21 protein-coding genes are annotated in these 21,689 nt (G+C 66.7%); 20 read left to right on the forward strand and 1 reads right to left on the reverse strand.

The features are described from left to right. Nucleotides 1–497 precede the first annotated feature (497 nt). The 3 genes from fliE to PHE40_RS06305 are packed head-to-tail and all read left to right on the forward strand — an operon-like array spanning nt 498 to nt 3,332. On the forward strand, nt 498–803 hold the full coding sequence (gene fliE, locus PHE40_RS06295; protein WP_299959595.1) for a flagellar hook-basal body complex protein FliE: 306 nt from the start codon (nt 498–500) through the stop codon (nt 801–803). Beyond that, nucleotides 803–2,302, forward strand: coding sequence for a flagellar M-ring protein FliF C-terminal domain-containing protein (locus PHE40_RS06300; RefSeq protein WP_299959598.1), 1,500 nt, complete (start codon nt 803–805; stop codon nt 2,300–2,302). The genes fliE and PHE40_RS06300 overlap by 1 nt, the downstream gene beginning before the upstream one ends. Then, entirely contained in the window at nt 2,295–3,332 is a 1,038-nt protein-coding gene (locus PHE40_RS06305; RefSeq protein ID WP_299959601.1) for a flagellar motor switch protein FliG, read from the forward strand. Before PHE40_RS06300 ends, PHE40_RS06305 begins: the two co-directional genes overlap by 8 nt. A gap of 40 nt (nt 3,333–3,372) precedes the next feature. Here the strand turns inward: PHE40_RS06305 and PHE40_RS06310 are convergent, their stop codons facing one another. After that, nucleotides 3,373–3,687 carry a hypothetical protein gene (locus PHE40_RS06310; protein WP_299959604.1) on the reverse strand — a complete coding sequence of 105 codons (315 nt, stop codon included), beginning with the start codon at nt 3,685–3,687 and terminating at the stop codon, nt 3,373–3,375. Nucleotides 3,688–3,823: 136 nt separating this feature from the next. Between PHE40_RS06310 and PHE40_RS06315 the strand changes: the two genes are divergently transcribed. The 17 genes from PHE40_RS06315 to fliD all read left to right on the forward strand — a co-directional run bounded on the left by PHE40_RS06315 (nt 3,824) and on the right by fliD (nt 21,570). Next, nucleotides 3,824–4,615 carry a flagellar hook-length control protein FliK gene (locus PHE40_RS06315; protein WP_299959606.1) on the forward strand — a complete coding sequence of 264 codons (792 nt, stop codon included), beginning with the start codon at nt 3,824–3,826 and terminating at the stop codon, nt 4,613–4,615. Next, nucleotides 4,608–5,891: a FliM/FliN family flagellar motor switch protein gene (locus tag PHE40_RS06320; RefSeq protein WP_299959609.1), complete on the forward strand. Its 1,284-nt coding sequence runs from the start codon at nt 4,608–4,610 to the stop codon at nt 5,889–5,891. Before PHE40_RS06315 ends, PHE40_RS06320 begins: the two co-directional genes overlap by 8 nt. After that, the gene (locus PHE40_RS06325) at nt 5,888–6,151 is read left to right on the forward strand and encodes a flagellar biosynthetic protein FliQ (RefSeq protein ID WP_299959612.1); all 264 of its coding nucleotides are present in this window, start codon (nt 5,888–5,890) and stop codon (nt 6,149–6,151) included. Before PHE40_RS06320 ends, PHE40_RS06325 begins: the two co-directional genes overlap by 4 nt. Then, entirely contained in the window at nt 6,144–8,240 is a 2,097-nt protein-coding gene (locus PHE40_RS06330; protein ID WP_299959615.1) for a flagellar biosynthesis protein FlhA, read from the forward strand. Before PHE40_RS06325 ends, PHE40_RS06330 begins: the two co-directional genes overlap by 8 nt. Continuing rightward, the gene (locus PHE40_RS06335; protein WP_299959617.1) at nt 8,233–8,805 is read left to right on the forward strand and encodes a sigma-70 family RNA polymerase sigma factor; all 573 of its coding nucleotides are present in this window, start codon (nt 8,233–8,235) and stop codon (nt 8,803–8,805) included. Before PHE40_RS06330 ends, PHE40_RS06335 begins: the two co-directional genes overlap by 8 nt. Continuing rightward, nucleotides 8,802–9,605: a flagellar motor protein gene (locus PHE40_RS06340; RefSeq protein WP_299959620.1), complete on the forward strand. Its 804-nt coding sequence runs from the start codon at nt 8,802–8,804 to the stop codon at nt 9,603–9,605. The genes PHE40_RS06335 and PHE40_RS06340 overlap by 4 nt, the downstream gene beginning before the upstream one ends. Before the next feature lie 2 nt (nt 9,606–9,607). Then, complete coding sequence (locus tag PHE40_RS06345) at nt 9,608–10,420, forward strand: flagellar motor protein MotB (RefSeq protein ID WP_299959623.1); 813 nt, start codon at nt 9,608–9,610, stop codon at nt 10,418–10,420. A gap of 9 nt (nt 10,421–10,429) precedes the next feature. Next, nucleotides 10,430–10,699 carry a hypothetical protein gene (locus tag PHE40_RS06350; RefSeq protein WP_299959626.1) on the forward strand — a complete coding sequence of 90 codons (270 nt, stop codon included), beginning with the start codon at nt 10,430–10,432 and terminating at the stop codon, nt 10,697–10,699. Next, complete coding sequence (locus PHE40_RS06355) at nt 10,696–11,352, forward strand: FliH/SctL family protein (RefSeq protein ID WP_299959629.1); 657 nt, start codon at nt 10,696–10,698, stop codon at nt 11,350–11,352. Before PHE40_RS06350 ends, PHE40_RS06355 begins: the two co-directional genes overlap by 4 nt. Continuing rightward, nucleotides 11,349–12,710: a FliI/YscN family ATPase gene (locus tag PHE40_RS06360; RefSeq protein ID WP_299959632.1), complete on the forward strand. Its 1,362-nt coding sequence runs from the start codon at nt 11,349–11,351 to the stop codon at nt 12,708–12,710. Before PHE40_RS06355 ends, PHE40_RS06360 begins: the two co-directional genes overlap by 4 nt. A gap of 10 nt (nt 12,711–12,720) precedes the next feature. Beyond that, nucleotides 12,721–13,140 (forward strand): hypothetical protein, encoded by a 420-nt coding sequence (locus tag PHE40_RS06365; RefSeq protein WP_299959635.1) that lies wholly within the window; start codon nt 12,721–12,723, stop codon nt 13,138–13,140. 11 nt (nt 13,141–13,151) lie between these two features. Beyond that, nucleotides 13,152–14,363, forward strand: coding sequence for a flagellar hook-associated protein FlgL (gene flgL, locus PHE40_RS06370; RefSeq protein WP_299959637.1), 1,212 nt, complete (start codon nt 13,152–13,154; stop codon nt 14,361–14,363). An 11-nt stretch (nt 14,364–14,374) separates the two neighbouring features. Beyond that, nucleotides 14,375–17,431, forward strand: coding sequence for a hypothetical protein (locus PHE40_RS06375; protein ID WP_299959640.1), 3,057 nt, complete (start codon nt 14,375–14,377; stop codon nt 17,429–17,431). Nucleotides 17,432–17,488: 57 nt separating this feature from the next. After that, nucleotides 17,489–17,824: a hypothetical protein gene (locus tag PHE40_RS06380; RefSeq protein WP_299959643.1), complete on the forward strand. Its 336-nt coding sequence runs from the start codon at nt 17,489–17,491 to the stop codon at nt 17,822–17,824. Then, a complete protein-coding gene (flgA, locus tag PHE40_RS06385; RefSeq protein WP_299959646.1) occupies nt 17,821–18,495 on the forward strand; it encodes a flagellar basal body P-ring formation chaperone FlgA in 675 nt (224 codons plus the stop codon). The genes PHE40_RS06380 and flgA overlap by 4 nt, the downstream gene beginning before the upstream one ends. 103 nt (nt 18,496–18,598) lie before the next feature. Then, nucleotides 18,599–20,083, forward strand: coding sequence for a flagellin (locus PHE40_RS06390; protein ID WP_299959650.1), 1,485 nt, complete (start codon nt 18,599–18,601; stop codon nt 20,081–20,083). Nucleotides 20,084–20,163: 80 nt separating this feature from the next. Next, on the forward strand, nt 20,164–21,570 hold the full coding sequence (fliD, locus tag PHE40_RS06395) for a flagellar filament capping protein FliD (protein WP_299959653.1): 1,407 nt from the start codon (nt 20,164–20,166) through the stop codon (nt 21,568–21,570). Nucleotides 21,571–21,689 lie beyond the last annotated feature (119 nt).

Raw genomic sequence — 21,689 nt, forward strand, 5'->3', positions numbered from 1 at the left:
CATCCCGGAGCGATGACGCCCAAAGTTCCAATGTGTCTTCAACAGATGCGCCGCCACTTATCAGAGCCTGAATCATGGTTGCCCATTGATTCAGAACTCGCAATAAAATGCAACTGTAGTGCTAGGCTCCATTCGGCTGGTTTTCGATCCGGATTTGTCTGGGGTTAACCACCAAGTATTGAAGCCCAGTTAAAAAACCTCATCCGCACGCGTCTTCACCGCAATTTTCCCGGTTTGGAGGCTGGGGCTGGCGCGTGTGCATGCGCCGCTTAACATTTTCATCCCCCCCTTGCCGTTTTTAACATTCCATCAATCTCCCCTGGCTAATCCAGGCTTCATGCTCATCTCTTCTCATTTCTCCTGCCAGTTTTCCTGACCCCCGCGCCGATTATAACGGAGCTTTAAAAGCTCGTTAAGCAACAAGTGATAAATGAACCAGCTTTCATTGGCACTTCGTTCTTTTTTCGTCTCATCACTTTGTTAATGGAATACACGGCATGTTAACCAACGCGCTTCTGCAAGTTGCCAGCCCACTCGCCGCCGCGGCAGGTTCCGCAACCGCAACGCCTGCCGCTTCGCCGGGGCATTTTCTGGATCTCCTCAACGGCGCATTGCAAAACGTCAGCGCCACCCAGGGTGCCGCCAGCGTGGCGCAGGCCGGTTTCGCCGCGGGCGTGCCGGGTGCCACGCTGGGCAAGGCGCTGGTCGCGAACGACCGTGCCGAGGTCGCCTGGAATGCCACGGTGGCGGTTCGTAACGAGGTTGTCTCGGCGTATCAATCCATCATGAACATGCAGTTCTGATGCCGTCCGGGCGGGAATTTCTCAGCCAGCTCCGCGCGCGCGCGGCGCGTCTGCCCAAAATTTTCTGGGCGGCCGGCGGCGTCATCGGGGTCTCTTTCGCAGTCATGCTGTGGCTGGAGATGGGCGGCCCGCCTTATGCGGTGCTTGATGAAGGTCTCTCCCCCGCCGATGGCGGCAAGGTCATCGCCCAGCTGCAAAAACTCGGCATTCCCTATCAGTTGCAAGCCGCCGGCAACATCATCCTGGTGCCAGCGCCCCAGCTGGCGCAGGCGCGGCTGCAATTGGGCGAGGCCCAGGTGCCCGGCTCGGATGTTTCCACCGCCTGGGCGCAGCTGGAAAATGCGCCGATGACCGCCTCCGACCTCGCGCAATCCACCATGGCGGCGCAGGCGCTGGAGCTTTCCCTGCAGCAATCCATCCAGAGCCTTGATGGCATCCGCGCCGCGCAGGTTTTTCTGGCCATCCCGCCCGAGACTCCCTTCCTCGCGGACCAGCCCAAGCCCACCGGCTCGGTCATCATCCAGGCGGATGATGCCACCGCGCAGTCCCAGGGCGAGGCCATTGCCAATCTGGTCGCCGGCGCCGTCCCCGGCCTCGCCGCCAGCCAGGTCACGGTGGAAACCACCTCCGGCGTCACCGTCTATCCAGCCGGCGGCGCCATGACCGCTGGAAGCCAGTTCGCCACGGTCGCCCAAGTTGAAACCACCGCCGCCGCGCGCATCGCGGGGTTGCTCATTCCCCTGGTCGGCGCGGGGAATTTCCAGACTGACGTTGCCGCTAACCTGGACTTCACCCAAGAGCATATCCGCCAAATCTCCTACGGCCCCTCGCATCTGGTCGCGCATGAGATCAGCACCCAGTCCAGCCAGACCGGCGCCTCCAGCGCCGCCATCGGCATCCCCGGCGCGCTTTCCAATGAGCCGCCATCCCCCACCACCGCCACGCCGCCCGCCGCCAGTGCCGCCGCCGGTGCCGCCACCGCGCCGCCACAGCCAGAGCAAACCACCACCAAGCTTGACCAGACCTACCTCACCGACCGGAGCGAGAGTGACATCACCAATCCGGGGTGGACCGTCAAATCCATCGCCGTCTCGGTGGTGCTGAACAAGGCAGCGCTCGGCACGGTTAGCATCAACCAGGTAAAGGCCGCCATCTCCGGTGCCTTCGCCTACCCCAATGTCAAGGTGAACGTGCTCTCCGCCCCGTTCCTTAAACCTGCCGCCACCTTGTCCTCGGGCGTGCTGGCCCAGCTTGCCGTGCCACTCACACACGGGTTGCTGGAAGTCCTGGCTGCCGCCGCCCTGCTGTTCGGCTTGGCGCTGCCGGTCGGGCGGCGCCTGGGCACGTTTAACATCCAGTCCCTGCTGCCGTCGCCGCCGCAGCGTCCGCTGCCCGTGGCGCTCCCCCCGCGGGACTTCTCAGACCTGCGCGAGCAGGCCGGCGGCAACATCCCCGGTGTCGCTCGTCTCCTGCAAAACTGGGCCGAAGAGAATGAATGACACCGCCTCCCAACTTCCCGTTCCCCAGCTTCCCGCCCCGCAGCTGACCGGCGCCGAGCGCGCCGCCCTGGTCCTGCGTGAGCTAGGCGAAGATACCGCCGCGGCCGTGCTGCGTGAAATGGACGAGGCTGCCGTCAACCGCATCTCCACCGCGATGACCACGCTGAAATTTACCCCGCCCGCCGTGCGGGAAGACATCATGCTGGCCTTCGCCAACGATCTTGGCATCACCGGCGTCGGCGGTGACGGTATGAAGTTTCTCAACCGTGTGCTGGTCTCAGCACTCGGTGAAACTCAGGCGCGTGAAATCCTTGATCGTCTCAGCCGTACCGAGCGCCGCTCCGCCTTTCATCTGCCCGCCAACGCTGACCCGCGGACTCTGGCAATGCAGATGACCCACGAACGCCCGCAGACCATTGCGCTTCTGCTCGCGCACATCCCGCATGAAATCGGCGCCAACCTGCTCACCTTTTTGCCCGCGCCGCTGGCCGCTGAATCCCTCTACTGTTTCTCCACGCTGGATGTCGTCTCCCCCAATGTGGTGGTCGAGCTACGCGACATGCTGGAAGATCTGATGAGCAACAGCGCCACCGGCGGGCGGCGTGTCGGTAACCTTGGCGGCGCCAAACAAACGGCGGATATCCTGAACCATTTTCAAACCGGCATGTCAGATATGGTGCTCAGCGCCATTGATGCGCGGGACAATAAAACCGCTGAGAAAATCCGCGAGAACCTGTTCACCTTCATCGATCTCGGCAAGCTCACCGACCGTTCGCTGCAAATCCTGCTGCGCGAGGTCCCTGGCGACAAGCTCGCCCCTGCCTTGCGCCTGGTCGACGAAACCCTGCGCGGCCGTTTCTTCCAGAATCTCTCCGCCCGTCAGGTCGAAGTCCTCAAGGAGGAGCTGCGCAGCGGTCCGCCCATGCGCCGGTCCGATGCCCTGGCCGCCCAGTCCGAGGTGGTGGAAGTCGCCCTGCGCCTTGCCGGCGAAGGCCGCATCACCATCAGCGCGACGGAGGAAATGGTATGAGCGTTCCCCCCATTTCCCTCACGCCCACCGCTTCCGCGACTCATCCGGCGGCCCATCCGGCCACCGCGCCCTCAACCACCGCCGCCCCGGCGGATTGGTCCAGCGCGCTGGCCGCGGCGGTTGCCGGCGGCCCTCCCGCCAAAACCGCCTCCGTTCCGGACAGCAAACACACCGTTCCTCCGCCACCCGGCTCCAGCCCTTTCGCGGCCATGTTTCTCAGCGCCGCCGCGCCAGCAAGTCCTGCTGCGAAACCCGCCGCCCCGGCTCCAACCGGGGCCTCAACCACAAGCAAAATCACCGCTCCCGGTGCTGCTTCCAGCCAGCGCGCGCCTGCCCTTGCGGGCGTCGCCGCCACCCCGGCGCCAACTTCCAGCCAGGCTCCCGCTCCCGTTTCGGCTCCCACTCCCGCAACGGGGGGGCAAGCCTCTCTGAGTCCCGCCTCGGGCGGCTCCGGGGCCAAATTCACAGCCTCCCTGGAGGCTCCATCATCTATGCCCGGGCCAGCCCCGGCCGCGCCGGCACCGCCCACGATCACCATTGCCGCCGCATTGCCTGAGGCCGGTCCGCCGGCCAATGTTCCCACCGTTACCGAACCCACCGTAACCGAAACCGCCGTTATCAAACCCGCCGCGGCCAAACCCGCTATGGCCGGAATGGCGGAAGCCAAAATCGCCGCCGTGCCGGACGCAACCGCCCAGCCCCCCCGCCCGGCCGCGGCAAGCACGGCGCCGGGCACGGCGGAAAAGCAGATCACCGCATCCGCTGTTCCATCCATCCAAGCTCAATCCGCCCCCATCCATCCCATCTTCGCGGCACAACCCGCGCCCGCCCCCTTGGCGGCCATCTCTGCCCCTCCCGCCGCAGCAGCCCCGCTGTCTGCGGCTCCCGCTCTCACCGCCGCCACCCCAGCCGCCCTGGCCGCCAGCATCACCGCCATGCACCACGCCGGCCAGGGCAGCGCAGTCCTGCGGCTGGATCCTCCCGGTCTCGGTAACCTCTCCGTCCATGTGGCGTTCGGCCAGGGTGGCCAGGTCAACGTCCTTTTCGTTCCCGCCCTGGCGCAAACCGCCCAGTTGCTTAACCTTGGCATGGACGGCCTGCGCCATGCCATGGCAGCCACCGGCCTCACCCTCGGCCAGGCCGATGTCAGCGGCGGCGGTGCCCAAAACCCCGGCCAGAACAGCGCCAGCAACCCGCGCACGGCCTTCGCCGCCCCCGAGCCGCCCCCTCCCGCCAGCGCCCCCGCCATCACCCCTGCCAGCGGGGTAAGCGCCTATGCTTGAGCAGCCGCAGGATGTTGAAACGCTCGACCTTCTGAACTCCATGCGCGCGCCGCAGTTGCGTTCGCTGCTCATGGAGAACCTGTCTGACCGTTTCATGCGCCAAATTGCCTTCGCCTTGTTTCAGCGCATGCGTCACAGTGTGCAACTCCTCAGCTGTATCAACGGCGTCACCAGCCATGAGTCCGCGATGTCCCATCTGCCCGAGGTCATGATTGCCGGCATTAGCGAGCTCGCGCCCTTGCGCGGGCGCATGCTCCTGGCGATTGACGGCGACCTCATCGGCGCCGTGGTTGATGCCATGTGCGGCGCCACCGCCTCCCATCCCTTTGAGCGTTACGAGCTTTCCGCCCTGGAAACGCGCATCGGCAAGCAGATGATCAACCTTTCCCTGGCCACCATTCAGGAAACCCTGAGTCCACTGGCCCAGCTCGACCTCGCCCCCATTGCTTACGAGACCGCCACCGGCATGCTCGCCATCGCCGACGGTCAGGACTGGATGATCGCCGTCACCGGCATTTTCGAAACCGCTCTGGGCACCGGCACCATCAAGCTCATCGCGCCTTATGCGGGGTTTGAACCTTTGGAAGCCAAGGTCGCCTCGCAATCGGGCCTGCTTGGCCAGCGCGGCGCGGACACGGGCTGGATCAACGGCATCGAGATGCTCACCGAGGCCACGCCGATTGCCATCACCTTTGAGCTTGCCCGCGTCAACCTGCCCCTCGCCGTGTTCGAGGCGATCGCCCCCGGCGCCATCCTGCCCTTTACCCTGTCGCCGGAGGCGATCGCCGTCTCCGGCGGTACCGACCTGTTCTACGCCGATTACGGCCAGAGCGGCGGCTATGTCTGCTGCCGCGTGAAAGCGGACGGCGCAACTGAAGGAGACCCATACATGGCCGACCAGATAGACCGCCCTGCCGTCCCGGGCGACAAAACCGCCGGCAAATCCCCCCTTGAGTATGAGCGCGCCGAGCTTGAGCGCATCCAGCCGCAACCGCGCGGCGCCCCGATACTCACCGGCAAAAAAATGCTGGACCGTGTACAGGTCTCCCTCACCGTGGAGCTTGGCCGCACCCAGATCACCGTGAAAGACCTGCGCCAGCTCCGCCACGGCCAGGTCATCACCCTTGACCAGACGGTCGGCGAACCCCTCACCATCTTCGCAAATGGCCAGAAGCTCGCCTATGGCGAGGTCGTTGCCGTCGCCAACGACCGTTACGGCGTGCGCGTCACCGCCCTGGCCGAGGACATGGACGTAACGGCCGAGGCCGGTGCATGAGCGCAAACGGCGTCAGCATCGGCGCCTGGCTGGCCTTCGCGGAACTCGCGGGGCCAGTGCTGCTGCTCATGCTCATCATCGGCCTGGCCGCAGGCATCATGCAAACCGCCACGCAAATCCGCGAAGCCTCCATCCCTTTCGTGCTCAAACTCATGGGCATGGCGGCGCTCACCACCACGGCGGGGCCGCTGATGCTGCGCGGCGTCGAGCATTACGCCATCAATCTCTTTCATGCGATTCCGGGGTTGCTCCATGGCTGATGCCGCTATCCTGCCGCGCCCCGGTTCGCTCAGCGCCACCCAGCTCTCCGGCCCCATCGTCATATTGCTGGTGCTGGCGATGCTCGTGGTGCCTTTGCCGCCGGCCGCCATCTCCTTTCTCTTCGCGCTCAACATCTCCGCCGGCCTCGTCATCCTCGGCGCCAGCCTCTACATCCCCTCGCCGTCGGAATTCTCGTCCTTCCCTTCGGTTCTGCTCGCCACCACGCTCATGCGCCTGGCGCTCAACGTCGCCACCGCGCGCGCTATTTTGCTCAACGGCTATACCGGCCCCGGCGCCGCCGGCCATGTCATCGAATCCTTCGGCCAGTTCGCCGTCGGCGGAAATTTCGTGGTTGGCGGCATCATTTTCGTCATTCTCATCATCATCAACTTCATGGTCGTCACCAAGGGCGCCTCGCGCGTGGCGGAAGTCTCCGCCCGCTTCATGCTGGACTCATTGCCCGGCCGCCAGATGGCGATTGACGCCGAGATCAACGCCGGCATCCTTAGCCCGCAGGCCGCCGAGCGCCGCCGCGACACCTTGCGCCGCGAGGCCGATTTTTTCGGCGCGATGGACGGCGCCTCCAAATTCGTCCGTGGCGATGTCGTCGCCGCGATGATCATCCTGGTCGTCAACATGCTGGGCGGCCTCATCATCGGCACCCTGCAGGACGGCCTGCCCCTGGCCGACGCTGCCCGCACCTACACTCTGCTCACCGTGGGAGACGGCCTGGCCGCCCAAATCCCCTCGCTCACCATCTCGGTCGCCGCCGGCCTTGTGGTCACCCGCGTCGCCACCGGCGAGGACATCGGCCAGCAAATCAAATCCCAGCTTAGCAAATACCCGCAGGCCCTGGCCATCGCCGCCGCCATCATGGGCGCCATCGGCCTCGTGCCGCAAATGGCGCATATCCCCTTCCTCATGTTCGCCGCCGCCCTGGGCACCGCCGCCTGGCGCCTCGCGCAGGCCGCCAAGGCGCAGGACGAAGCCGCCGCCGCCGGCACCGCCCCCGCCGCCGCGCAAAACAACGAGGTCAAACCCGACTCTTTAATCGACGTCACCGGCGTCGATCCCCTGGGCATGAACATCGGCTTCGCCCTGGCGCCGCTGGTTGGGCCGGGGGAGGGGCGTCTGCTCAACCGCCTCACCGCCGTGCGCCAACGCTACGGCCGCGCCATGGGCTTCCTCGTCCCCGCCGTCCACATCCGTGATTCCTCTGATCTCCCGGCGCATGGCTACCGTTTCACCCTGCGCGGCGCCTCCATCGGTGGCGGGGAGGCTTGGCCCGGCCAGTGGCTCGCCATCGAAGGCCCGATGGTCACCGAAAAGCTCAGCATCGGCCGCCCCGTGAAGGACCCGGCCTTCGGCCAGGCAGCGGTCTGGATTCCCCAAGGCGGCATTCCCGCCGCCGAAGACCTTGGCTACACGGTGGTTGACGCACCCAGCGCCATGGCCACCCATTTCGCTGAAATCCTCAAACGCCACGGTGCCGAACTGCTGGGCCGTCCGCAGGTCGAGGGGCTGATGACCCGCTTGGCTGAAACCACCCCCCGCCTGGCGGAAGACCTTCGCACCAACCTCTCCATCGGCCTCATTCGCCAGGTGCTCCAGGGCCTGCTGGCCGAGGAAGTGCCAATCCGTGATTTCGAGCGCATCGGCGAAGCCCTGGTCGAAGCCGCTGACGGCGGCACCAAGGACGTTGATAAACTGCTCGCCGCCGTGCGCCTGCGTCTCGGCCGTTTCATCGTCACCCAGGCTGCGGGGGCGGATCCCGTCCTGCGTGTTGCCGTGCTGCAACAGCGGCTGGAGGAGCTGGTCGCCAAATCTCTGCGCACTGGCCGTGAGAGCGGCATCGGCCCGGAGGTGGAGGCCGAAACCGCGACCTATCTGCGCCAGGCCGCCGAGAGTGCGGCGCGCGCCATGCGCCAGCGTGGCCTCAAGCCTGTTCTGGTGGTCCAGGGGCTTACCCGCCGCGCCGTTGCGCGCGCCACCGGCGGGCTCATCCCCGTTCTCGCGCTGGAGGAAATCCCCGAGACCCTGCCGTTGCAAGTGGTGCACACCGCCGAGCCTGGCCCCGCCAATGGATAATCCGCAACCCGCCTTCAACCCGGACCAGCCGCATCTCTCCGCGCTTTACGGCGGCTGGATCAAGCGCACCGCGCTGCTGCTCAAATCACGCATGCCCTGGGCCGAGTTGGACGAGCTGCTGCAATGGGGCGCCATTGGCATGCTGGAGGCCATGAGCCGGTTTGACCGCGACCACGGCGTCGCCTTTGAGGCATTTGCCGCCAGGCGCATCCGCGGCGCCATGATCGACGGTCTGCGCCGTGACGGCGCGCAGCGGCGCGGCGAGTTTATGCTCGACGCCGACAAGGTCGACACCGCCGCCTTCATGGACGGCACCAGCCCCGACGATCCGCTGGCCCTGCTGCTGCGCGCCGATGCCCGCCACCTGCTGGCCGCAGCCCTCAAAACCCTGCCCGCGCTCGAATACCAGGTGCTGGCCCTGCATTTTTATGACGAGATGAACAACCGCGAAATCGCCGCCATTCTCGACATGAGCGAAGGTTACGCCTCGCGCATCCGTAAACGTGCGTTGGAGTCCCTGGCGATCTACATGCACACCGCCCTGAAGGGAGAGACCGTATCGTGACCAGCCTTGTTGGTTTGTTATGCGGCTTTCTGGTGATCATCGGAGGCGCCCTGTCCGACAGCGACCCGCTGTCCTCCCTCTTCAGCCTCACCGCCGTCATCATCGTCATCGGCGGCTCTTTCGCAGCGCTGCTCACGCAATTTGGCCTTGGCCGCGTGCTCACCGGCATGAAGGGCATCGTCTGGCTGGTCAAACCGCCCAAGACCGACCTGCGCAAATTCATCGAGCAGGTCGCCGAATGGTCCTCCCTGGCCCGCAGCCAGGGCACGCTGGCGCTGGAGAACGTGCTGGGCGACGTGAAAGACCCCTTCCAGAAACAGGGTCTGCAAATGATCGTTGACAATACCTCGCCCGATGACCTGCCCACGATCCTCGGCATCATGGCCGAGAACACCGGCCGCATCCAGGAAACCCCGGCCGAGGTCTGGGAGGCCGCCGGCGGCTACTCGCCCACCATCGGCGTCATGGGCGCCGTGCTCGGCCTCATCCATGTCATGATGCGCCTGAACCACCCCGAGGAGCTGGGCGGCGGCATCGCCACCGCCTTTGTCGCCACGATTTACGGCGTCGGCTTCGCCAACCTCATCGCTCTGCCGCTCGGCAACCGGCTCAAGCAACTGGCGCAGGAGCTGGAGCGCGAGCGCCATGTCGTCGTCCAGGGCTTCATGCTGCTGGCCGCGGGCAAGCCCGGCATTCTCATCCGCCAGAACCTGCAAAGCTTCCTCACCGACGAGGGTAAAGTCAAACCCAAGCCCGCCGCGGATGAACCCGCCGCCGCCGTAACCGAACAGGCCGCCTGACCATGTCTCACGCCGCCCCCCCCGGACCGGGCAAAAAGCCTGAAAAACCGCCCAATCATGAGCGCTGGGTCATCAGCTACGCCGATCTGTTGACCCTGCTGCTGGCCACCTTCGTGGTGCTTTATGCCTCCTCCTCGCGCAACAAGTTCAAGGAGCAGGAGGTCGCGGCCAGCTTCATCACCGCCTTTCACGGCACGCCGCCCTCGGTGGTCCAAAATTCGGGCGCCAGCCGCGGCATTCTGCAGAACCACACCTCGCCCATCCCCAAGCCCCCCGGCTCGCCCCAGGCCAACGCCAAAATCCCCAAGGAGATGGCGCATCAGCTCGCGGCGGACATCCTCTCCCTGAAACAGTTGCAGCTCAAGCTCACCGCGCTGCTGCAACCCTTGGTCGACAAGCACGAGGTCTCGATCCAGAGCCAGCCGCTCACCCTCACCATCGAGCTGGACGCCTCGGTGCTCTTCGCTTCGGGCGACGCGACACTGAAACCGGCGGCTGTCACCCTGCTCAACCAGGTTGGCGTGGGGCTTAAGAACATGCCGTCCCCCTTCACCATCGTCGTACAGGGCTACACGGATGATAAACCGATCTCCACCCTGCAGTTTCCCTCCAACTGGTCGCTCTCGGCTGAACGCGCGGTCAGCGTCGTCAGCTTGTTCGTGAGCAACGGGGTGCCGGGCGGCCAGCTCTCTGCCCAGGGCTTTGGCCAATTTTCTCCCATCGCCCCCAACACTGATGAGGTCGGCCGCGCCCGCAACCGCCGCGTGATGGTGGTGGTGCACGCCCCCGATCCCACCGCGCAACCCGCGAAGTAGTAGCTGTCCATGGCCAAAACCCCCGCCGCCAAGCGCGGCAAAACAACTCCCAAACTGCTCCGGCCTGGTATGCTGATGCTGGCGGCCGTGTTCATCTGGTCGGCGCAGCACCAGCCGCCGGTGTTCACCCCCGCCAGCCTCGCTGGCTGGGCGCTCGGCGCCGCCACCGTTGCCCTGCTCACCCGCGCCGCTTTGGCTCTGGCCGCGCCGCTTCTGGGTGTGTGCGGCGCTCTTTTTACCCAGGCGCTGCAACACCTGCAGCAAGGCACTGAATCATGAGCTTCGTCACCGCATCGCGCGGCCGCGCCAAAACCTTCGTGCAGGCTGTCCTGGCGCAGGACACCGCCAGCCTCGCGGAAACCGAGGCCGAAATCGCACGGCGCGTCCGCCAGGAGGTCGCCCGCCTGCGCGAAAAATCCGAGTCCGAGGCCCGTGCCGAGGCTGAAGCCCAGGTTCGCGCCGCCATGGAGCCGCAATCGGCCGCCCTTACCGCCGCCATCGCCGCGCTACAGGCCGCCTGGGCGCAACTCGCCGCCCCGCTGGCGCAAAAGGAGCGCGACCTGGCCGATCTCGTCACCGAGCTTTCCTTCCTGCTCGCCCGTCACATCACCGGCGTCGAGTCGCAAACCAACCCCGCCAGCCTGCAATCGCTGGTCACCCGCCTCATCGCGGAGGCCGCCGCCGAGCGCGGCCCGCGCCAGAGCCTGCTACTGCGCCTCAACCCGGCGGACCACGTGCATCTTCTCCCGCTCATCCCCGCCGAGACCGCCAGTCTGCTGGCGGACGAAACCGTCGCCCAGGGTGGCGCGCTGGTTGAGATCATCGCCCCGGACGGCGATCCGCTGGATAAAATCGAGTGGGACGCGAGCCTGGCCAGCCGGCTGGAAACCATCCGCGCCGCCCTGGCGCTCCCCCGCGGTGACCTCCCATGAACCTGGAGTCACGCTTGAACATGGACACCATCCGCGGCCTGGCGCGCGAGCGCCTGCGCGAGGCCCTGTCGCGCGATCCGGTGCGCCGCTTCGGGCGCATCACCCGTTCCAACGGCGAGGTGCTGCACGCCAGCGGCATCCGCGCCCCCATCGGCTCGCGCTGCCTCATCGCGGCCGAAGGCAGCGCCGGATTTCTCTCCGCCGAGGTTGTCGGCTTCGAGCAGGGCGCCCTGCTGGTCATGCCCGAGCAAGGCACCCGTGGCGTCATGCGCGGGGCGCGCATCCATGTCGAATCACGCGCCCCCGCCCCGCTGATGGGCAGCGCCCTGCTTGGCCGCATCATCGATGCCCGCGGCCAGCCGCTGGATGGCCTTCCCCCGCCCGATGTCACCCAGCCCTGGCCGCTGCTCGGCGTGCCGCTGAACCCGATGGCGCGCACCCGCATCTTCCAGATGTTCGATGCCGGGGTCGGCGCCATCAACGCCCTGGCCACCATGGGGCGGGGCATGCGCATCGGCCTGTTCGCGGGCAGCGGCGTCGGCAAAACCACCCTGCTTGGCATGATGGCCCGCCACGCCAGCGCCGATGTCGTCGTCGTCGGCATGATCGGCGAGCGCGGCCGCGAAATCCGCGAATTCATCGAGGATCATCTGGGCAACGCCCGCCCGCGCAGCGTCGTCGTTGCCTCCCCGGCTGATGACACCGCCCTTGGCCGGCTGCACGGCGCCTACCGCGCGGCGGCCATCGCGGAATACTTCCGCGACCAGGGCAAGCATGTCCTGCTGGTGGTGGACTCTCTCACCCGCCTCGCGATGGCGCTGCGCGAAATCGGCCTGGCCGTCGGCGAACCCCCCGCCACCAAAGGCTATCCGCCCTCCGTGTTCGGCGCGCTCGCGGCCTATGTGGAGCGCGCCGGCAACGGCACCTCGGCGCAAGGCTCCATCACCGCCATTTATACAGTGCTGGTCGAGGGCGACGACCACGTGGGCGACCCGGTGGCCGATACCGCCCGCTCCGTGCTGGATGGCCACATCGTGCTCTCGCGTGCCATGGCTGAGGCCGCGATTTACCCCCCGATTGACATTTCAGCCTCGCTCTCGCGCCCGATGCCCAGCCTCGTCACCCCCGCGCATCAAAAACTCGCGGCGCGGTTCCGCTCGCTCTGGGCCCGGCGCGCCGAAAAGCAGGACATCATAGACCTCGGCGCCTACACCCCCGGGCGAGACCCCCTGCTCGACGAAGCCCTACGCCGCGCTCCGGCGATGGAGGCCGTGCTGCGCCAGGACATGCACGAAGGCATCAGCCTCGCCGCCAGCCTCGCCGCCTTGCAAGCAGCCCTCGCGGAGCCCCAGCCATGAGGAAAACCCCATGAAACCCCGCACCCTCGCCCGGCTGGACATGTTGGCCACCGAACAGGAAACCCAGGCGCTGGAAGCCGTGCGCCGCCACAATGCCACACTGAGCCAGGCGGTGGAGCATCGCGGCCTGCTGGCCGCCTACCGCACCCGCCTCGCGCAAAGCTGGCAGGACGGCACGGTGCTCCCCGCCGCCCAGGCCCGGCGCGCCGGCCAGTTCGCCGCCGCCACGCACAGCGCCGAGGGGCAGATCACACAGTCCGCCAGCCTCGCCGCGGCACAGCTTGAATCCGCCATCACCAAACTCGGCCAGGTGCGGGCACAGCGTCACGCCTTGGCCGAAGCCCTGCGCAAGGCCGCCCAGTTGGCCGCGCGCGAAACCGAACAACGCGCCGAGCGCGACCGGCCAGCCCCCGGCCGCACCCGGACCTGAAGGAGCCCGCCATGAATCTCTCATTCTACACCAGCTTCAATACTAGCCTGGCGCAGCAGGAAGCCCAGATCAACACGCTGCAACAGCAGATCTCAACCGGCCTGGCCGTGCAGACGCCCGACCAGAACCCCGCCGCCTACCAGGCCGCGGCGCTCGGCAACGACCAGATCAGCGCCCTGGCCAACAACAGCAACACCCAGGCCGCCATCCAGGTGCAGCTCGGCAGCGTCAGCAACGCCTATCAGGCCACCGGCAGCCTGCTCAACAGCGTGCAGTCCGTGGTCGAGCAGGCCCTCAACGGCACCACCAGCCCGCAAAACCTCAACGCCCTGGCCGGCCAGGTGCAGTCGGCAGCGCATCAGATGCTCGCGCTGGCCAACACCACCGCCTCCAACGGCACCTATCTGTTCGGCGGCTCACGCGGCAGCGTCGCCCCGTTCCAAAGCTCGGGCAGCGGCAGCATCATCTACATGGGCGACGGCGCGCAGAGCCAGGCCGCCATCACCCCCAACACCACCGCCTCCACCATCGCCAATGGCGAGGTTTTCGTCTCCGGCCTCGCCGGAGACGGCACGGGCAGCGTCACCGCCGCCGCCAGCAACATCGGCACCGGCCAGCTCATCTCCCAGGGCGTCTCCAATGCCGCCGCGGCCGCCGCATTTCAGTCTGGTTCTTCGGCCATCACCGTCAGCTTCGGCGCGGGCGGCGCCTACACCGCCAGCCAGGGCGGCAGCGCCGTGGCCAGCGGCACGCTCACCAGCAACACCACCACCGGCACCAACACGGTGCAACTTGGCGGCGTTGATTACCAGATCACCGGCACCCCCGCCGCGGGTGACAGTTTCACCCTCTCGCCCAGCCGCCCGCAATCGGCCTTTGCCTTGCTGCAAACCATCTACAAGGCGCTTGCCTCGGCGGTGAGCACCCCTTCGCAGATGGCGCAGACCAACCAGGTGCTCAACCAGGGTCTCGCCGGCCTGGCCCAGTATCAACAGAACGTCGTCACCGCGCAGGCGCAAAACGGCGTCACGCTGCAAGCCATCACCAACGCGGGCACCAGCAACACCAACCAGTCCACCCAGATCCAGACCGCTGTGCAAAACGCCACCGCCGTCAACACCCCGCTCGCCATCACCAATCTGGATCAGACCCTCACCGCCCTGCAAGCCGCCATGAAAACCTTCGGCACCGTGCAGAGCCTCAGCCTGTTCAACTACGTTTAAGGAGCCGCCCCGTGTCGGATGCTATTTTCATCGTCGGTTACTACCGCAGCGGTACATCGGCGCTCTCAGGCGCGTTGCAGCGTCTAGGCGTCAAATTCTTCAACGAGGCTGACCCCAACGAGCACAACCCGCTCGGCTTCTATGAAATCCCCGAGCTGATCGAATTTGATGTCGACCTCTTCAACCGTCTCGGCGTGGAATGGACCGATGTGCGCGGCCTGCCCCAAGGCTGGGAGGATCGCGCCGATCTCGCGCCCTTTCTCTCCCGGCTCGATGAAATCCTGCGCCGCCGCTTTTTGCCGGCGGATAAAGTCTGGGGCCTGAAGCACCCGCATCTGTGCCGCACTCTGCCGCTTTATGAACGCGCCGCCCGTCAGGCCGGGCACAACCCGCATGTGGTTCATATTTTCCGTGATCCCTGGACCGCCGCGGCCAGCCAGGGCCATAAAAACGGGCTGAGCCGCGCGCATGCGCTGCTGCTCTGGCTCAGCTACGTCACCGATGGCGAGCGTCACGCCCGCCACCTGCCGCGCAGCTGGCTTACCTATCAGGACTTGCTCTCCAAACCCGCCGCCGAGTTGCGCCGCATCGAGCAGGACACCGGCCTTCCCCTCACCGGCCTCGTGCCCAACGGCCTGCGCGAGGCCGCCAGCCACCTCACCGGCCAGCTCAACCGCAGCAACCCGCTATCGCATGATGGTCTTTTCCGCCCGTTGGACATGCTGGCCACCCGCGTCTGGGACGCCGTCCAGTCGCACGACATCTCAGCGCCCCTATGGGATTCTTTCGCCGATGAGACCCGCGGCATCGTTGAATTCCTCACCGAAATCGGCGCCAGCCGCGGCCGCGTGGTCCCGGCTTTCGGCGCGGCGTTCAACCCTGTCCTCACGGCCCCGGCGGATGCCGCCGCCGCCGGCCTGCGTCCGCCCGAGCGCCTGGACGAAGGCGGCCGTGCCCGGCTGGAAGCTTTGCGCGCCGCCGCCCCGCCGCTGCCGCGCCTTGCCATCCTCATCGTTGCGCCGCAGGGCCGTGCCTCCGGGGTGAATGACACCGTGCACGCCCTGCGCCAGCAATGGCATGCACCCGAACATATCGCCATTCTCGCGGCCGAACCGGTGGAAATCCCCGGCATTCCCGCGCGCGCCATCCCCTCCGCGCCCGACGCCGCCTCGCGTCTGCTCTGCGAATCCCTGAACCAGGCAGCGGCCACGGCGGATTATGTTGCCATCATCAACGCGGGTGACACGCTCTCCCCCGATGCCTGCCTGCGCTTTGCCCTCACCGCCGCCGCCGGCCAGGCGGATATGATCTATTGCGATGAGATCGTCCCGCGCGAGGGCGGTCCCTGGGTCCGCCAGAAACCCGCCTGGGACATCACCCGCCTGCGCCAGGCGGCTTATGTGGGAGACTGGGTCTGGTACGCCGCCAAAACCTTGCTGCGCCTCGGCGGCTTTGATGCCGCGCGCGCCGGTGCCGAGGAGTATGACTTCCAGCTCCGCCTCGCCGAGGCCGGGGCCAAGGTGGAGCGCCTGCCCGAGGCGCTGTTTACCCGCTGCCCGCAAAGCCGGCGCGACAGCATTCCCGCCACCGAATTCTGCGCCAACGCCGCCCAGGCCATCACCGCCCACCTTGCGCGCGCGGGCCTGCCCGCCCAGGTGCAAAACCGCCAGCATCTCGGCTTGTTCCACCATGTCCGCCTGGCGCCTGATCCCGGCACCACCCTCATCATGCTGTGCGATGGCGGTGAGGTCGCGCAGCTTGACCATTGGCTCACCGGCCTGCTCAGCGCCAATGAGCTTTCCGGCCCGATCATCCTTGCCGGCGCGAACCTCAACCCGCAGATGGCCACCTACCTGACCGCCGTCGCCCAGCAGACTGAGGCCCTGGAGGGCAAGGTCCTGGCCGTGCCGCCTGTGCCCGCTTTGCAACCGGCGCAGGCGCTGGCGCAGGCGCAGGCGGTGGCCATGGTGGCCACCCCGCTCACTGCCATCATTGACATCCGCGCCCAGCCCCAGGTGCCGCATTGGGCCGAGGGTCTGCGCGCCCGCCTGGCGGACCCGGGCGTCGTGCTTGCCGGCGCGCGCACGCTGGTGCCCTTTGGCCCGGCCGCCCGGCAGTTCACGGTCCAGGGGCCCATCGTCCTTGGCGCCGATACCCGCCTCGGCGCGGGCCATACCCCCGAAGACCCCGGCCCCGGCGGCTGGCTCACGGTGGATCAGGAGGTCAGCGCCCTCGCGCCGCCGGCGCTGCTGGGCCGCACCGCCGCCCTCGTGCCGCTGCATTTCCCCAACCTCACCGGCGATGCCCTCTGGATCGTGCTTTGCGCCCAGCTCTGCGCCCAGGGTGCGCGCATCGTCTGGACACCGGATATCTCTTTCATCGCCCCGGCCGAGGCGGTCCAGCCCGATGCCGGAAATACATGCCGCGATGGCGCACCAGCGGCCATCGCCTTGCCCTGGGCAGACCCCTACCACCACCCCGCCCTCTCCCTGCATGGCAATCTGCTCAACGCCGAGCAACGGCTGGGTCTGGTGCGCTCCTGCCCGGCGGACCCCTCCTCCCTGCTGATAACCGGCTCCGCCCTGGAGGGTGAAGCCCTGCTCAACGCCGCCCGCGCCTTGCGCAGCACCGGCGCGCTGGAGGCCGATTGGGCGCAGGAACTGCCCGGCGCGGCCGATCTCGGCCGCCGCGCTCCCGCCGTCTGGGCGCGCATCAACCCGCAACAGCTGCCCCACCCCCACAGCCCGGCCTATAGCGCCGTGTTCACCACCCCTCCGGCAGCTGACTCCAAGCCGGTGATCGCCGGCGCCGCGCGGCTTTTCGCCACCTCGCCGGGCCTGGTGCAGCGCGTGCGCAAACTGGCCCACCCGCGCCAGCCGGTCACTCTCTGGCGGCCCACGCTCTCCGCGCCCATCTGGTCCACCTTAAAAATCGGCACCGGGCTGAACACCAAGCCCCGCGTCCTATGGGTCGACGAAGGCGTCGCCCCGCCCTGGCTGGCGGACCTCATCAATGAGACGCTGGAATCCGTGGCCTGGATCGTGGTCGAGCGCGAGGGCGCCCAATAAGCCGGCTCCATCGCGCGCATCGCGCCGCAACCCTCGGAATACGCCTGGGCGCAGGCCATGGCCGAGCTGGCGCCGCAAATCCTCATCCGTCCGGCCGAGCGCGAGACGGACGCGGACCATTACCGTATCCTCCTCGCCGCTGCCGCCGGGTGCCATTTGCTGGTGGACGAGCGGATGGACGTTCCCCCCTCGCTGGGCGCGCTCCTTCTGCCAAACCGCCTCGCCGCCTGGCAGCGTGCTCTCAAACACGCGGTGAGCGAGCTCAGCGCAACCCTGGCGCAGGGCCAAGCCGCCCGCGCCGCCGCTCTGGCGCTGCCCTCCACCGAAGCCGCGCCCCCACCCTGGGCCGTGGCCGATCCGGCGGCATCCGCCCTGCAAAGCGCCGCCGAATGAGGCGGCTGCCCGCCATTCTGGGCGCGCTGCTGCTGGCACCCCCCGCGGTTGCCGCGCCGCAGAGCCAGCAGGCGGTAGCCCAGGCCATCATCCAGGCGGCGCAGGCCATCGCTCCGCCGGGTGCGAGCCTCACCCTCGGCCCGGTGGCCGGCGCGCAATACATGCAGGCTTGCACCCTCCCGCTCAGCATCAGCATCAGCGGGACCGCGCCTTATGAACAAGCGGCGGCGCATTGCCCGTCCCCGGCCTGGACGCTTTATGTCACCGTCACCGTGGCGCAGACCGAGCATGTCGTCATCGCCGCGCGCCCCATCGCCGCCGGGCAAACGCTGAGCCAGGGAGACATTACCCTGGCCCGCGAACCCGTCTCCCTTTATGCCGGGCGGCAGGTTTACTACGATCCCGCCCAGCTTCTCGGCGCCACGGCCATCATGTCGGTCTCGGCGGGCGGCATTCTCAACCCGGCGGACATTGCCGAGCCTGTCATGGTCAAATCCGGGCAGACCGTCGCGGTCGAGGTCATCAGCGGCGGGGTCACGCTCTCGCTCAACGCCGTCGCCACCGAGACCGGGCGCATAGGCGACACGATCCTTTTCACCAACCCTTCCAGCGGCCGCCGTTTCTCAGCCCAAATCACCGCCACGGGTCCGGTGCTCAACCTCCAGCCATGAATATTTTCCCCGTCAAAAAACTTAAAGTTGCACGGACAGGAAAACTTCTCCTCCCACCCCCGAATAAATGGGTACGGCAACCGCAACCCAAGGAGTTTTCAATATGTCGGCCGTAGGTTCTATCATGACGAATACCGGGGCGCTCCAGGCGCTCAACTCTATCTCCGCCACTTCAGCAAACACCAACATGCTGCAGACCCAGCTTTCCAGCGGTCTGTCGATCAGCTCACCGTCGAACAATCCGGCCGGCTACATCACCGCCCAGGGCTTCACCTCGCAGTTGAACGGCATCACCCAGGCGATCTCCAACGCCAACCAGGGCGTCTCCCTGCTGCAAACCGCCCAGGGCGCCATTTCGCAGCAGATCGGCATCACCCAGCAGCTCAACTCCATCGCCGTGCAGGCCGCCAACGGCACGCAGACCTCCTCTGAATCCCAGTCGCTGCAAAACCTCGTCGGCCAGCTCACCGGCCAGGTCTCCACCATCGCCAACCAGACCCAGTTCAACAACATCAGCCTGCTCAACGGCACCTTCTCGGGTGTGCAGTTCCAGGTTGGCGCCAACGAGGGCCAGACCCAGAGCCTCTCCATCAGCAAAATGACCGCGAGCGCCATCGGCATGAACGCCTCGGTCGCCTCCGCGGCCATTTTTAAATCGGGCAAGGCCTCTTCGGGCAGCGGCCAGATGACCGTCGGCGCCACCAACCCCGCCACCGTCGGCGCCTATACCGCCGGCACCGCCAAGATCATCGGCAACAACGGCGGCAGCGCCTCCATCGTCTCCACCACGGGTGAATCTGCCGCCAGCATCGCCACCGCGGTCAACAACCTCTCCGGCACCACCGGCGTGCAGGCGCAGGCGACCAACTCGGTCGTCCTCTCGGCCACCTTCGTTGCCGGCAAGTCGCTCAACTTCTCCATCCAGGCCGGCAGCGGCCTCACCGGCAACATCGGCACGGCGCAGAACATCGCCGCCTCCAGCGCCAACGCCCTGGTCTCCCAGATCAACGGCGGCACCTCCACGAGCGGCATTTCCGCCTCGTTGAACAAGGCCGGAAATGTGGTTCTCTCCCAGGCCGCGGGCCAGAACATGATCCTGAACTACACCGGCGCCGCCGCGTCCGGCAGCCTCACCACGGTTGGCGGCACGGCCGCGTCCTTCAGCTCCACCAATAAAAACGCGGTGATCCAGGGCCAGGCGCAGCTTCAGTCCAGCGGGGCCTTCTCGGTCACCAATGGCACGGCCATCGGCGTCAAATCCAGCTCCACACTGGATTCCTTGTCCGCCATCAACGTCAGCACCACCTCGGGCGCCAACCAGGCCATCAACGTGGTGAAATACGCGCTGGCGGCGCTGAACAACCAGGGCGGCCAGCTCGGCGCCACCCAGCAGGCGATGACCGCCAACATCAACAACCTCAACACCACCAGCCAGAATGTCACCACCGCCCTTGGCGTGGTGCAGGATGCCAACATCCCCGCCGTCAGCAACCAGCTGACCCAGGCGCAGATCCAGGCGCAGGCTGGCGTTGCGGCGCTCAAATCCTCCACCCAGCTGCAGCAGTCCTATCTCTCCCTGCTGCCGTAAGCCTGAAACCGGCGGGCCGGGGCCTCGTGCTCCGGCCCGTGCCTTTCCCGTAACATTCGCAGCAATTTCAGGGGTGCGCCATGACCACCGTAAGCAGTCTCGGCTCCAGCCAGGTCTCCAGCCAGATCGCGCAGGTGCAGGCGCGCTTGCAGGCGCCCATCACCGCCATGCAAACCCAGGTGACGACAGACAAAGCCACCATCTCCGCCTGGGGCACGATCAGCGGCGCAATGTCCACCCTCGCCAAATCCCTCGCGGGCATCAACAGCGTCGCCACCATCAACAGCCGCTCGGCCAACAGCACGAGCACCAGCGTGGCCACCGCCACCACCACCAGCACCGCCGCCACCGGCACCTATAATCTAACCGGCGTCACCCTGGCCAAAACCCAGGAGATTTATTCCTCCCTGCTGGGCTCCGGCGCGGCTTCGCTCACCGGCGGCGCCGGTTCACTCAATTTCACCCTCAAAAACGGCAAAACCGAGAAAGTCTCCGTCGGCTCTGGCAGCCTCACCCTCAACGGCGTCGCCGCCGCCATCAACAAGGTCGCGGGCGGGGTGCAGGCGAGCGTTGTCGGCACAGCGGCGGGCGCGCGCTTGGTGCTGCAAAGCAGCGCCACAGGCAGTTCCCAGGCTTTTTCCGTCGCGGGCACCGGCGCGTTGACCCAGTTTTCCTACAGCTCCGCCGCCCCCGGCACTGAAACGCTGGCCCAAACCGCAAGCGACGCCAAACTCTCCCTCAACGGCGTGCCGGTCACCAGCAAAACCAACAGCCTCAGCAGTGCGGTCGCGGGGCTCAACATCTCCCTGGTTGGCTCGGGCAACACCACGGTCACGGTCAGCTCCTCGCCCTCCACCCTCTCCGGCGCCGTATCCTCGGTCGCCACCAGCCTCAACGCGGCGCTCTCCGCCATCACCAAGCAAACCAAATATGTGCCCCCCAGCTCGGCCGGCGCCGCCTCGGCCAGCGCCGCCAAGTCCGGCCCGCTGCTGGGCAATTTCACCGCCACCAACCTGAGCAGCCGGCTCCTCAACACGGTGAGCGGCGCCGCCGCCAGCGGCATCAGCGCCAACGCCATCGGCCTTACGGTGAGCAGCGCCGGCGCGGTCTCCTTCAACAGCACCAGCTTCTCCTCCGCCTATGCCAAAAACCCCTCCGCGGTGCAAAATCTCATCAGCCAGATTTATAAAGCCCTCGACACCATAACCACCGGCGCCATCGGCGGCTCGGGCAGCACCAGCACCACCACCACGAGCGGCACCAGCACCAAATCCACCGGCAATATCGGCTCCCAGACCGGCGCCCTCCAGGCCACCATCAACAGCATTGACAGCCAGATCACCCAAACCACCAAAGAGAACAACGCCCAGCTTCAACTATTGGTGCAGGAATACACCTCCGCGATCAATGCCTCCAACTCGGCCTCTATTTCCCAGGCCTATCTCAGCATCTTCACCAGCACCTCCACCACCAGCAGCAGCGGCTAGCACTACAGTTGCATTTTATTGCGAGTTCTGAATCAATGGGCAACCATGATTCAGGCTCTGATAAGTGGCGGCGCATCTGTTGAAGACACATTGGAACTTTGGGCGTCATCGCTCCGGGA

Origin of the sequence: Acidocella sp. (assembly GCF_028687955.1) — a bacterium.
Lineage (GTDB): Bacteria > Pseudomonadota > Alphaproteobacteria > Acetobacterales > Acetobacteraceae > Acidocella.

Bases quoted from the DNA above. Each gene is read 5' to 3' on its own strand.
- PHE40_RS06360 (WP_299959632.1), top strand. From the start codon at position 11,349: ATGAACCTGGAGTCACGCTTGAACATGGACACCATCCGCGGCCTGGCG.
- PHE40_RS06320 (WP_299959609.1), top strand. From the start codon at position 4,608: ATGCTTGAGCAGCCGCAGGATGTTGAAACGCTCGACCTTCTGAACTCC.
- PHE40_RS06325 (WP_299959612.1), top strand. From the start codon at position 5,888: ATGAGCGCAAACGGCGTCAGCATCGGCGCCTGGCTGGCCTTCGCGGAA.
- PHE40_RS06305 (WP_299959601.1), top strand. From the start codon at position 2,295: ATGAATGACACCGCCTCCCAACTTCCCGTTCCCCAGCTTCCCGCCCCG.
- PHE40_RS06390 (WP_299959650.1), top strand. From the start codon at position 18,599: ATGTCGGCCGTAGGTTCTATCATGACGAATACCGGGGCGCTCCAGGCG.
- PHE40_RS06345 (WP_299959623.1), top strand. From the start codon at position 9,608: ATGTCTCACGCCGCCCCCCCCGGACCGGGCAAAAAGCCTGAAAAACCG.
- PHE40_RS06330 (WP_299959615.1), top strand. From the start codon at position 6,144: ATGGCTGATGCCGCTATCCTGCCGCGCCCCGGTTCGCTCAGCGCCACC.
- flgA (WP_299959646.1), top strand. From the start codon at position 17,821: ATGAGGCGGCTGCCCGCCATTCTGGGCGCGCTGCTGCTGGCACCCCCC.
- PHE40_RS06365 (WP_299959635.1), top strand. From the start codon at position 12,721: ATGAAACCCCGCACCCTCGCCCGGCTGGACATGTTGGCCACCGAACAG.
- fliD (WP_299959653.1), top strand. From the start codon at position 20,164: ATGACCACCGTAAGCAGTCTCGGCTCCAGCCAGGTCTCCAGCCAGATC.
- PHE40_RS06315 (WP_299959606.1), top strand. From the start codon at position 3,824: ATGCCCGGGCCAGCCCCGGCCGCGCCGGCACCGCCCACGATCACCATT.
- PHE40_RS06350 (WP_299959626.1), top strand. From the start codon at position 10,430: ATGGCCAAAACCCCCGCCGCCAAGCGCGGCAAAACAACTCCCAAACTG.
- PHE40_RS06380 (WP_299959643.1), top strand. From the start codon at position 17,489: ATGGCCGAGCTGGCGCCGCAAATCCTCATCCGTCCGGCCGAGCGCGAG.
- PHE40_RS06355 (WP_299959629.1), top strand. From the start codon at position 10,696: ATGAGCTTCGTCACCGCATCGCGCGGCCGCGCCAAAACCTTCGTGCAG.
- fliE (WP_299959595.1), top strand. From the start codon at position 498: ATGTTAACCAACGCGCTTCTGCAAGTTGCCAGCCCACTCGCCGCCGCG.
- PHE40_RS06335 (WP_299959617.1), top strand. From the start codon at position 8,233: ATGGATAATCCGCAACCCGCCTTCAACCCGGACCAGCCGCATCTCTCC.
- flgL (WP_299959637.1), top strand. From the start codon at position 13,152: ATGAATCTCTCATTCTACACCAGCTTCAATACTAGCCTGGCGCAGCAG.
- PHE40_RS06300 (WP_299959598.1), top strand. From the start codon at position 803: ATGCCGTCCGGGCGGGAATTTCTCAGCCAGCTCCGCGCGCGCGCGGCG.